Annotated in this window: 11 protein-coding genes; 8 read left to right on the top strand and 3 right to left on the bottom strand. The window is 66.1% G+C overall.

The window, feature by feature from the left end; genetic code table 11:
* The first annotated feature begins 71 nt into the window (after positions 1 to 71).
* From ACQCVD_RS06405 to ACQCVD_RS06395, 3 genes are read left to right on the top strand one after another with little or no spacing between them, the layout of a single operon-like run.
* Positions 72 to 287 (top strand): DUF4244 domain-containing protein, encoded by a 216-nt coding sequence (locus tag ACQCVD_RS06405; protein ID WP_426822894.1) that lies wholly within the window; start codon positions 72 to 74, stop codon positions 285 to 287.
* A gap of 16 nt (positions 288 to 303) precedes the next feature.
* Positions 304 to 642 (top strand): hypothetical protein, encoded by a 339-nt coding sequence (locus ACQCVD_RS06400; RefSeq protein WP_426822893.1) that lies wholly within the window; start codon positions 304 to 306, stop codon positions 640 to 642.
* Positions 643 to 662: 20 nt separating this feature from the next.
* Positions 663 to 986, top strand: coding sequence for an Rv3654c family TadE-like protein (locus tag ACQCVD_RS06395; RefSeq protein WP_426822892.1), 324 nt, complete (start codon positions 663 to 665; stop codon positions 984 to 986).
* Between the two features lie 8 nt (positions 987 to 994).
* Here the strand turns inward: ACQCVD_RS06395 and ACQCVD_RS06390 are convergent, their stop codons facing one another.
* Positions 995 to 3,358 carry a DEAD/DEAH box helicase gene (locus ACQCVD_RS06390; protein WP_426823062.1) on the bottom strand — a complete coding sequence of 788 codons (2,364 nt, stop codon included), beginning with the start codon at positions 3,356 to 3,358 and terminating at the stop codon, positions 995 to 997.
* A 358-nt stretch (positions 3,359 to 3,716) separates the two neighbouring features.
* Here ACQCVD_RS06390 and ACQCVD_RS06385 point away from each other — a divergent pair, with 358 nt between their 5' ends.
* Positions 3,717 to 3,920 (top strand): cold-shock protein, encoded by a 204-nt coding sequence (locus ACQCVD_RS06385; RefSeq protein ID WP_426822891.1) that lies wholly within the window; start codon positions 3,717 to 3,719, stop codon positions 3,918 to 3,920.
* A 154-nt stretch (positions 3,921 to 4,074) separates the two neighbouring features.
* Here ACQCVD_RS06385 and ACQCVD_RS06380 read toward each other — a convergent pair whose 3' ends face one another.
* Positions 4,075 to 4,683 (bottom strand): DedA family protein, encoded by a 609-nt coding sequence (locus tag ACQCVD_RS06380; RefSeq protein WP_426822890.1) that lies wholly within the window; start codon positions 4,681 to 4,683, stop codon positions 4,075 to 4,077.
* 288 nt (positions 4,684 to 4,971) lie between these two features.
* Here ACQCVD_RS06380 and topA point away from each other — a divergent pair, with 288 nt between their 5' ends.
* Both topA and ACQCVD_RS06370 read left to right on the top strand, forming a co-directional pair.
* On the top strand, positions 4,972 to 7,974 hold the full coding sequence (gene topA / locus ACQCVD_RS06375; RefSeq protein ID WP_426822889.1) for a type I DNA topoisomerase: 3,003 nt from the start codon (positions 4,972 to 4,974) through the stop codon (positions 7,972 to 7,974).
* 9 nt (positions 7,975 to 7,983) lie between these two features.
* On the top strand, positions 7,984 to 8,724 hold the full coding sequence (locus ACQCVD_RS06370) for a lysoplasmalogenase family protein (RefSeq protein WP_426822888.1): 741 nt from the start codon (positions 7,984 to 7,986) through the stop codon (positions 8,722 to 8,724).
* A 12-nt stretch (positions 8,725 to 8,736) separates the two neighbouring features.
* Here the strand turns inward: ACQCVD_RS06370 and ACQCVD_RS06365 are convergent, their stop codons facing one another.
* Complete coding sequence (locus ACQCVD_RS06365; RefSeq protein ID WP_426822887.1) at positions 8,737 to 8,913, bottom strand: hypothetical protein; 177 nt, start codon at positions 8,911 to 8,913, stop codon at positions 8,737 to 8,739.
* 314 nt (positions 8,914 to 9,227) lie between these two features.
* On the opposite strand from ACQCVD_RS06365, the gene ACQCVD_RS06360 reads away from it, so the two are divergent.
* Together ACQCVD_RS06360 and ACQCVD_RS06355 are read left to right on the top strand one after the other, a co-directional pair.
* On the top strand, positions 9,228 to 9,842 hold the full coding sequence (locus tag ACQCVD_RS06360) for a flavodoxin family protein (protein ID WP_426822886.1): 615 nt from the start codon (positions 9,228 to 9,230) through the stop codon (positions 9,840 to 9,842).
* Positions 9,843 to 10,035: 193 nt separating this feature from the next.
* Entirely contained in the window at positions 10,036 to 11,418 is a 1,383-nt protein-coding gene (locus tag ACQCVD_RS06355) for a GntP family permease (RefSeq protein WP_426822885.1), read from the top strand.
* The last annotated feature ends 21 nt before the right edge of the window (positions 11,419 to 11,439 follow it).

The following is an 11,439-nucleotide window of genomic DNA, read 5'->3' as shown; positions in this document are numbered from 1 at the left end:
ACGTCACGGCGGACGTTTTCCGCCGCAACAGAAAAACTCCTCACACCCTACTTCTCAACAAGGAGACCATCATGTACCTTTCCATTCTGACCAGCAACCTTCTTCGCCGTGGCCGTACTGCGGTAGTCCCCCTGCACAACGACAAGGGGATGTCCACGGTCGAGTACGCCATGGGGTCGCTTGCCGCGGCAGCGCTGGCCGCTGTCTTGTATGCGGTGATCAACGGGGGCGCAGTGGTCGATGCCATTGAATCGATCATCACCGATGCCCTGAGTGACACCCCGTGAGCGGCCGGACAGACTGATGCAGCTCCGGAAGCACCGTCAATGGCGTGGCCTGTTCGCCGATGATCGCGGTTCGGTCACCGTCGAGGCCGCACTGGCCCTGACGAGTCTGGTGATCGTCTGTGCCGGCATGGTCGCGGCGATTGCGACGCTGGCAGCCCAGGTAGCCGCCGTCGACGCCGCGGGAGCGGCTGCCCGTTCCCACGCCATCGGGGTCATCTACCACCCGCCGCGGGGAGACATCCGGCTCAGCACCTCAGCTGGCCTGGTGACCGCCACCGCCGAAGTTCCCGGGGTGGTCGGGACCATGCGGGCGACCGCCGTCTTCCCGGTGGAGACCCCGGAGGCCCGAGAATGATTCCGCGGCTGCTTGGGCGTATGACGGGTGTGCTGCGGGAGGACCGGGGCTATGCCACCGTTGTCTCGGTGGGCATCATCATTGCTCTGGTCAGCCTCGCCGGGGTGGTGGCGGTTGCCACCACGCTGGTCGTGGCGACGCATCGTGCCCAAATGGCCGCTGATCTCGCGGCGGTGGCCGGGGCCGGGGCCAGGGCGTACGGTCATCCTGCCTGTACGGCTGCCGGGGAAACCGCGGTGCTGAACCAGGCTCAACTGGTGGACTGCGCGGTTTCGGGTCCTGATGTGACAGTGACGGTCTCAGTCACCGGCCGCAGCGCGGAGGCGAAGGCCGGACCACTCTGAAACCGGTCTCAGGACGGTTCGGGAAACTCGCTGAGCATGGTCACCATGGCCCCCAGAAGCTTGAGGGCACCGGACTTGTTCAGCGGGTTGTTGCCGTTGCCGCACTTGGGTGACTGCACGCAGGACGGGCAGCCGGATTCACAACCGCAGGAGCGCACTGTCTCAAAGGTGGCGGTGATCCACTCCCGGAACCTGCTGAAACCGGTGTCAGCGAAGCCGGCACCGCCCGGATGCCCGTCATAGACGAAGACGGTGGGCAGGGCGGTGTCGATGTGGAGTGCGGTGGAGACCCCGCCGATGTCCCACCGGTCGCAGGTGGCCAACAGCGGCAGCAACCCGATCGCGGCGTGTTCGGCGGCGTGCAGCGCACCGGGGACATCCGCCGGAGGGATTCCCATGGCCGTCAGTGCTGCCGGATCGATCGTGTAGGCCACGGCTCTGGTCACCAGCGTCTGCGGCGGCATCTGCAGCGGCACCGACTCCAGCACGGTGCCATCGGGCAGCTTGACCACATACCCGGTCACCCGGTCCGTGACCTCCACGTCCACATTGGCCACCCACAGCCCGGGGGAGGGGTTGGCGATCTCCTCCGGTGCGGGATCCGAGACCATCCGGATGTCAGTCTCACTGCGCGCGTAGGTGGTGTACTCCGGAATGTCGGGGCGTGCCAGAGCCACCAGGTCCTCGAAGTCGAGTTCGTCGATGACGAAGGACTCGCCCTGGTGGAGGTACACCGCGCCGGGGTGTACCTGGGCTGCTGCGCGCGCTGAGTCGATGGTGCCCAACAGCCGGCCGTCGGTCAGGTCCACGATCATGACCTCGTCACCCGAACCGCCCCGCAGGCTGACGCTGGTGTGCGCGGTGTCCGGGGTGGGCAGGTCGTCGCTGTCATTCGGCCGTTCCACGGCGAACCAGCCGCGCGGCCGCCGTCGCAGCAGACCCAGTTCCGTGAGTTCGGCGACCACCTCCGCGGCGTCGAGGGCGGCGACGTCGTCCTCGCTCAGCGGCTTCTCCACCGCCGCGCAGTAGACGTGGCCGCGCAGCACGTAGGGATTACGGGGATTGAACACGGTCCTTTCCACGGGCCGTCCCAGCAGGGCGTCGGGATGGTGCACCAGATAGGTGTCCATCGGCTCATCGCGGGCGATCATGACCACGAGGGAACCCTGGCCGCGACGCCCGGCCCGGCCGGCCTGTTGCCAGAACGAGGCCACCGTGCCGGGGAACCCGGCGGTGACCACCGCATCCAGCCCGCCGACGTCGATACCCAGCTCCAGGGCGTTGGTGGTGGCCACTCCGAGCAGTTCACCTTCGTCGAGTTGCCGCTCCAGCCGACGGCGGTCCTCCGCCAGGTAACCCGCGCGGTAGGAGGCCACCCGGTCAGCGAAATCGGGACGCCCCAGCAGGGCCAGCTCCTCCGCCGTGCGCATGGCCACGACCTCGGCTTGTCTGCGTGACCGGACGAAGGTCAGGGTGCGGGCTCCGGCGGTGACGATGGCGGCCATGATGTCAGCGGCCTCGGTGCTGGCCGCCCGACGCACCGGGGCGCCGTTTTCGCCTTCGACGCCCTCAAGGAAACCGGGCTCCCACAGCATGACGGTGCGGGCTCCGGTGGGAGCGCCGTCCTCGGTGACCGCGGAGACGGGTTGGCCCAGTAGGTTCCGGGCGTGGTCCGCGGGCGCGTTGGAGGTGGCGGACGCCAGGATGACGGTGGGCCGGGCCCCGTAATGTTCGGCGATGCGCAGCAGCCGCCGGAGCACGAGGGCGATATTTGCCCCGAACACCCCGCGGTAGGTGTGGCACTCGTCGATGACCAGATACTTCAGGTGGCGGAGCACCCGTGCCCACCGCTGATGGTTGGCGAGCACGGACACGTGCAGCATGTCCGGGGTGGAAAACACCAGGCGCGCGTTATCTCGGATGCCGGCCCGCGCCTCCGTGGGGGTGTCGCCGTCATAGGGGGCGGGGTGGATGCCACCCAGCCCGGGTACCTCCCGGCACAGTCGGCTCGCGGCGGCGAGCTGATCCGACCCCAGCGCCTTTGTCGGTGTCAGGTAGAGAGCGCAGGCCGTGCCGTCGGTGGCGAGATCGGACAGGATGGGCAGCTGATAGCCCAGAGACTTCCCCGAGGAGGTACCTGTGGCCAACACCACATTGGTGCCTTGATGGGCCAAATTGGCGCAGGCTGCCTGATGGATGAATAGACGGGTGATCCCCTCGTCCTCGAGGTGCTGACGCAACGGGGGATGCACCCACCTGGGCCAGTCAGCGTAGCGGGCCGGACGAGGGGGCAGGGTGGTGTGAAACGTGCAGGTAGAGCTGGAAAACCGATGGCGGATGGCGGAGCTGAGTTCCTCGCCCAGCGCGTTGATGGCGGGGCGCCGCGAGGCTTCGGTGGCACGTTGCGTGGCCGTGGGATCTGGCCCGGAAGCAGGGGCGCTGGACACCAAATTTCACCCCTTTTTGTGTGGGCCTGGAAGCGGTATTTCGGGAAACTTTAGCTGAAGACTATCGCGACGTGCGAAAACGTGACACACTGAGCCTTGGTCGCGGTTTCTGCGCGCAGTGTCTAGGCGCTCGCAAGGGATGTTGACGCGGGCGCCCAGTTGAACTCACACTGTGCATGAAACTGCATAGTTGGGGGATACCTGGGGGTTCCGATATTCCGACCCGGTGATTCCAGCAATTCGGTCTCGCCGTTATCTCTCCAGGAAAGTAAAGGTAAGAAGAATGGCACAGGGAACTGTGAAGTGGTTCAACGCGGAGAAGGGCTTCGGCTTCATTGCTCCGGAGGATGGATCCGCCGACGTTTTCGTCCACTACTCCGAGATCCAGGGCAGCGGCTTCCGCACCCTCGAGGAGAACCAGCAGGTTGAGTTCGAGATCGGCGAGGGCGCTAAGGGCCCGCAGGCCCAGCAGGTCCGCGCGCTGTAATCTCGTGGGTTTCGGCCCACTCAGCTGACGAGAACGCCGTCCCCGCACACCAGCGGTGGGCGGTGTTTTTTGCGTTCCAGCGGACGGATTCGAGGGATGCTGTCAGGACACGTCTGCGCGTCTCACCAGGGGTAGGGTCCCTCCCGTGGCCGATTCAGGAACGGTCGCTCCGCCGTTCCCAACGCTGGTACAGCTTCTGCAGGACCAGGCCGAAGGCCGTGCCGAAGATGACTCCTGCCACCAACCCGATCAGGGGTTGATCCTGGAACAGCCAGCCACCCAGGTATCCCAGCACGGTGGCCTGGCTGGCCCAGAGAAACACCCCGATGGTGTCCCAGAAGAAGAAACGCCGCCAGGAGTATCCGATGGACCCCAGGATGATGGTCACACACCACCGGGCCCAGGGGATGAACCGGGCGATGATGATCGTGGCGACATCGTGCCGGTTGAGATTGCGCCGGCCCCACTCCAGGGCCTTGCCCCGCTTGGAGTTGCCGGGGATCCGCTGGACGATGCCGACCAGCCGGGTGCCGAAGAAATAGCAGAGATTATCGCCGACGATCGCGCCGGCGGCGGCGACCAACACGACCAGCACCAGACTCGGCGTCCCCCGGGATCCCGACCAGGCGCCCGCCAAGGTGATGATCGTTTCGCTCGGAACCAGCGGGAAGAGACTGTCGATCACGACGACGATCCACAGCACCGGGTAGAAAGCTGCGGCTGTCATGAGGGTCTCGACCCACGACACGAGCTGGTCGATCACCTGCGTCCTCCGCATCTTTGGCTGTTGCGGGACGATTCTAATGGTCCCGCAACAGCTCCGCTGGGCGGCCGTGGCGGGGAGTGGGGTGGAGTGGATGCCGTTCCTCTCCGGGGGAGAACCATTAAATACTGTGTACGGTGTATTCCTGAAAGACGTGTGGGGTAGTGTTCGCTGAAATGACGTCATCGCGATAACGTTCGGTGACAAGATTGTTTCCAGTTTCAGTTTCAAGGACTGCCAGCACCAGCACGTAGGCAGAATCAGTAACACGAGAGGGATGTAACCCCGGTGGCAGAAGACAAGGGCAGCGGCACCGACGTCAAACGACTTGTGATCGTGGAGTCGGCGACGAAGGCAAAGAAGATCCAGCGCTACCTGGGGAACAGTTACATCGTTGAAGCCTCAGTCGGCCATATCCGTGACCTGCCCCGAGGTGCTGCGGACGTGCCGGCCAAGTACAAGAAAGAGTCCTGGGCCCGTCTCGGCGTGGACACCGACCACGGCTTCTCGCCGTTGTACGTGGTGAGCCCGGACAAGAAGAAGAAAGTCGCTGACCTGCGTGCGAAGCTGAAGCAGGTCGATGAGCTCCTGCTCGCGACAGACCCCGACCGTGAGGGCGAGGCGATCGCCTGGCACCTGCTGGAGGTCCTCAATCCGAAGGTTCCGGTGCGGCGCATGGTCTTCCACGAGATCACCGAATCCGCCATCAGGGAGGCCGCCGAGAACACCCGTGAGCTCGACCAGAGCCTGGTGGACGCCCAGGAGACCCGGCGCATCCTCGACCGGCTCTACGGTTATGAGATCTCCCCGGTGCTGTGGAAGAAGGTCATGCCCCGGCTCTCCGCCGGCCGCGTGCAGTCCGTGGCCACCCGGGTCATCGTCGAACGGGAACGCGAGCGCATGGCGTTCATCTCCGCCGAGTACTGGGACATCGTCGCGGAGCTGGACACCGGCGACACTGCCGCGAACCAGGAGAACCCCCGGACCTTCAAGGCGAAGCTGGCCACTATCGACGGTCGCCGCATCGCCCAGGGCCGCGATTTCAGCGACCGTGGAGAGCTGACCGCCGATGTGGTGGTCGTGGACAAGCAGCGTGCGGAAACGCTCGCGGCGAACCTGCAGGGCGAGGCGATGAGCGTCGCCAATGTCGAGGAAAAGCCGTACACCCGGCGCCCCTACGCCCCCTTCATGACCTCGACCCTGCAGCAGGAGGCCGGCCGCAAACTGCACTTCACCTCGGAGCGTACGATGCGCATCGCGCAGCGGCTCTACGAAAACGGCCACATCACCTATATGCGTACCGACTCGACCTCGCTGTCCCCGTCGGGCATCCAAGCGGCCCGGGATCAGGCGCTCGAGCTCTACGGCCAGGCCTTCGTCGCTGATTCGCCGCGCCGTTACGACCGCAAGGTGAAGAACTCGCAGGAGGCGCACGAGGCGATCCGTCCCGCAGGCGAGACCTTCGCAACCCCGGGTCAGCTCCACGGACAGCTCGACGCGGAGGAGTACAAGCTCTACGAACTGATCTGGCAGCGCACCGTCGCCTCCCAGATGTCGGACGCCAAGGGCACCTCGATGAAGGTCACCGTCGCCGGTACCGCCAACTCCGGCGAGACCGTGGAATTCAACGCCACGGGCCGCACCATCACCTTCCCCGGCTTTCTGCGTGCCTACGTGGAGACCACCCGTAGTTCCGACGGTCGGGACATCGCCGACAACGCCGAGAACCGGCTGCCCACCCTGAGCACGGGTGACGATCTGAGCGTCAACGACCTGGAAGCGGCCGGCCACTCGACGAACCCGCCGGCCCGGTTCACTGAGGCCAGCCTGGTCAAGAAGATGGAGGACCTGGGTATCGGCCGTCCGTCGACGTACGCGTCGATCATCAAGACGATCCAGGACCGCGGTTATGTCGTGCCGCGGGGCAACGCCCTAGTGCCCAGCTGGGTGGCCTTCGCAGTGGTCGGCCTGCTCGAGCAGAACTTCGAGGACCTGGTGGACTACGACTTCACCTCCTCGATGGAGGACGAACTCGACATTATCGCCAGCGGCGACAAGGACCGCACCGAATGGCTGACCGGCTTCTACTTCGGCAACGCCGAAGCCTCCGACGCCAAGGCTGAGTCCGTCGCCAGGGAGGGCGGGCTGAAGAACCTCATCGGCGACAATCTGGAGCACATCGACGCCCGCGCGGTGAACTCGCTGCACCTCTTCGACGACGAGGAGGGCCGCGCCGTCAACGTCCGTGTCGGCCGTTACGGCCCCTACATCGAGCGCAAGGTGGGGGAGAAGGACGGCGAGCCGGAGTACCAGCGCGCCAACCTCTCCGAGTCGACCACCCCCGATGAACTGACCCTGGAGATCGCCGAGAAGCTGTTCGCCACGCCGCAGGGTGGGCGGGAGCTGGGGGAAAACCCCGCCAACGGCCGGATGGTCGTGGCCAAGGAGGGGCGCTACGGGCCGTACGTCACCGAACAGGTGCGGGAGGATGAACGGGACCGCGCCGCCGCTGAGGCGGAGAAGGTCGTCGCCGCGGAGCGCGAGGCGGAGGACCGGCAGCGCGCCGAGGAAGGCAAGCGAAAGAAGAACTGGGACACCAAGACCGCCGCCAGCCAGAAGGAAAAGCGGATCAACCAGCTGATCGAGGAGTCCCTCAAGCCGGCCACGGCGTCGTTGTTCGAGAGCATGCAACCCGCGGAGGTGACCCTCGAGCAGGCCCTCCAGCTGCTGTCGCTGCCCCGGGAGGTGGGCATGGATCCCGCGGACAATGAGATGATCACGGCCCAGAACGGGCGCTACGGTCCCTACCTGAAGAAGGGCACCGACTCCCGGTCCCTGGCGAATGAGGAACAGATCTTCACGATCACCCTCGATGAAGCACGGCGCATCTACGCGGAGCCGAAGCGCCGCGGCCGCGCCGCCGCGAAACCGCCGCTGAAGATGCTCGGCGACAATGATGTCTCCGGTAAGCCGATGACCGTCAAGGACGGCCGGTTCGGCCCCTATGTCACCGACGGTGACACGAACGCCTCGCTGCGCAAGGGGGATGTGCCGGAGAAGCTCACCGACGCCCGCGCCAATGAACTGCTCTCTGAGCGTCGCGCCAAGGAAGCCGCCGATGGCGGCACAAAGAAGACGGTCACGAAGTCGCCGGCCAAGAAAACCACCAAGAAAACTACGGCTAAGAAGACGACCAAGAAGACCACGAAGAAAACCACGAAGAAGACCACTGCCAAGAAGCCACCGCAGACCACCACGCGTGTGGTCAAGGCGGGCACCCGGAAGAAGTAGGCGGCGGGTGTGAACAGGCACGGGATCGCCAGCGAGTTCCTCAGCCGGACGAAACGGGGTACCGAGGCTCTGCTGGCCTCCGTCACCGCTGCCCGCGGTGAACCGGAGCGCGCCGGCTACCTGGCTGCCGGAGTGGCGGCAGGCATTGCCCGTGGTGTGGGGAGGTCGTGTGCGTCGACGCCACTGCGGCTGATCCTGCCGCCGCTGCTGGCCGGAACGGTGCTGCGGAGTACCAGAGCTCCTCGGGACAAGGTGGTTCTGCTCGCCGGATTGGGGGCCGGCTGGGTGGGGGAGACGGAAAAGTGCCGCACCCAGTTCCAGCCTTCTGCACTGGGGATCGCGGCGGTGGCCGGCCAACACCTGGCGTATGCCACGTCACTGATGCGCCGCGGTGCCCGGCTCTCGCGCGTCAGCGCAGGTTCACGGCTGGTGGTGTGGGTCAGCGGGGTCGGAGTAGCGGCTTACCGTCGAAAAGGTGGGGTGCCGCTGGTTCCCGCAGCCGCCACTGCGGGCCTGCTCGCCGCCACGACCTCCGCGCTGGCGGAGGACCGTGCCCTGCAGAATGGCCCGGTCACCCGACAGGGGGTGGATCACGGAGCCAACCTGGTGCTGGCGTCTGAGGGCCTGACCCTGGTGCGGGCGGTGGTCGGCCCACGGCAGGGGGTGGCAGGTCAGGCGCTGGACGCAGGCATCACCGTGAGTGCCGTGATCGGCCATCTGCTGTTGGTGGATGCCCTGATGCGCGGTTGAGCCGGTGCCCGCTCAAGCCACCCACGTGCCCTGTCCTCCGGCTTCTCCGAAGGGGGACAGGTCGGCGGAGCGGGTGATCAGCTCCTGACGCTGGGCGTACGGGACCGCGGTGACGGAGCCATCGCGGGAACGCAGCAGCAGCCCGATGCCGTGCCGGAACGTCGGGGAGTACAGAGCCGTGGGGGTCATGGGGGAAGGATCCCAGCCCGGGGCGGGAAGGGAAAGCGGTGCTCCGCTCACCCTGTGGAGAACGGGAGGCAGGCACCTGGTTATCCACAGGCAGGCGGTGGGAGTCGAGCGCCCGGAACTCACGCAGAGTCCGTTACCGGCGACGTGCTGACGCCCCCGCCCCGCCCCAGTCGCTGCCATCTCCGCAGTTCACGGAGCTTTCGTGGCGCTTCTGCGGGACTAGCAGCCACACTGGAGCAGGAACGACAGAACCGACCTCCCAGCGCGGCAGGGGCTGTTCCCGGCGCTGGCCGCTACCGAGGAGTAACCCCGTCATGACTGATCTGTCCGCCGTCGCCCTGGTCTGTAGTCTCAACCCTTCACCGACACCCTCCAGCAGTGAGTTGATGGCCAGTCATGTGCTGGCCGAGCTCGAGAAACACGGGGTGTCCACCTCGTCTGTCCGCGTCGCAGACCACGACGTCAAACCCGGGGTGCAGATCGACATGGGGCAGGGAGACCACTGGCCGGCGTTACGCCAGCGGGTGTTGTCCGCCGACATCCTGGTGCTGGCCACCCCGATCTGGATGGGCCATCCCGCCAGCATCGCCCAACGGGTGGTCGAACGTCTCGACGCCGATCTTGCCGAGACCGATGACCGGGGCCGGCCGATCATGTACGACAAGGCCGCGATCGTGGCCGTGGTGGGTAACGAGGACGGTGCACACAAGGTCATCGCCGACATGACGCAGGCGCTCAGTGACATCGGGTTCTCCATCCCCGCGCAGGGTGGAACCTACTGGGTGGGGGAGGCGATGCAGTCCGTCGACTACAAGGACCTGGACGAGGTGCCGGCACCCGTCGCATCCACCACCGCCGGCGCGGCCCGCAATGCGGCCCACCTGGCACGACTGCTGCGGGCAGAGCCCTATCCGACAGCCGGGGAATAACTGCCCGATGCCTCGCGTCCGATGAGCTACACCACCCCGAGCACTGCGCTTCCTGCCCGGTGGCCTAGTCTGAGCGCATCGTCTTGTACCGTCCTCGTCTATCCCGTCGGACCACCCCCGCCGACGTGACTGATGACCGACCACGGGGCCGCAGGTAGCGGCCATATCACGGGAAAGCTCAGACACTCAGCTCATGCAGGATTGGCAGGTCCTCACCCTCACAGCGGCGATCATTCTCGGCGTCGTGCTTCTCATTCTCAAAGGTCGGCTCCACCCGGCCATCTCCCTGGTCATCGGGGCGCTGACCCTCGGGTTGACGACGGGGCTCGGAGTGGAGGAAACCACCGAGACGGTGATGCGTGGTTTCGGTGACATCCTCTACGAGGTCGGTCTGTTGATCTCGTGGGGAGTGCTCACCGGCGCTCTGCTGCACGCCACCGGGGCCATCACCCGTCTCGTGAATTCCCTGCTGCGTGTTTTCGGGGCCAAGGGCGTACCGTTCGCCCTCGCACTTTCCCACGGCACCGTGCTGCAGTCCATCTTCCCGGACGTCATGCTCGTGATGAGCGCCCCGTTGGTCCGCCGCATGGTGCCTTTCATGGGCAGGAACGGCCGGGCGAAGCTGGCCAGCGCCATGGCACTGGGCATTGAGGTCGGGGTGGTGCTGGTCGTGCCGGGCGTCGGCGCGCTGGCACTCGCCGGGGTCATGGGGATTTCCCTGGGCAAGATGCTGATTTTCGGTCTGCTCGTCGGCGTGGCCACGATGGTGATCACCCAGCTCATCATGTCCTTCGCCTTTGACCGGGGCTTCTGGAACCCCGACCTGGACGAGGCCTTCCCCGCTGGTTCCGCAACCGACACCCCGCCGGAGACCGTCCCGGACGATGCGGGCGACGTGGCGACGAAGACCGGCACGAAAGCGCCGCTGCGGGAGCTGCCGCTGGGTCTGCTGTTCAGTCCGATGCTGCTTGCCCTGGTGTTGATGGCCACCGGAGCTGTGCTGGAGATCGCCGAGGTCAGCCACCCGGTCATGGACTTCCTGGCCACACCCGTGGTAGCACTGCTCATCGGCCTACTGGGCACCTTCGTGCTGGCCTGGCGTGCCTTGGGCATCGCAGGCACTGAAGAGGCACTCGGCAACGGTTTCCGGGAGGCCGGCCTCATCCTGATCCTCACCGGTGCCGGTGGCTCCCTGGCGGAGATGGTCTCCCAGTCGGGGCTGGGGGACATCCTCGGCAAGTTCTTCTCCGCCAACTCGGCGGTGCCCCTGTTGACGGTGTGGGCCATCGCCGCAGTGCTGCACGTGGCGGTCGGTTCCATCGTGATCTCCTCGATCACGGCGGCGGGGTTGCTGGCCCCGGTCGCCGCCCAGATCGGCTTGGATCCGGTGCTGATCGCCCTGGCGGCGGGTGCCGGTTCGATGTTCCTGGTGCACGTCACCTCGAACACCTTCTGGCTACTGCAGTCCCTGCTGGGGCAGACCACCCGCGGGGCATTCAAGACGGTGACCATCGGCATTTCAGTGGCCTCGGTGGTGGCGCTGGGGCTCACGCTGCTACTGGCATTGTTCTTCTAGACGGCGCGCCCGGGGCCACGA

Origin of the sequence: Corynebacterium halotolerans, from assembly GCF_050107895.1 — a bacterium.
In the GTDB taxonomy this organism is placed as follows: domain Bacteria; phylum Actinomycetota; class Actinomycetes; order Mycobacteriales; family Mycobacteriaceae; genus Corynebacterium; species Corynebacterium halotolerans_B.
Note: the sequence above shows the minus strand (reverse complement) of the source record. Positions and strands in the feature narration are given on the sequence as shown.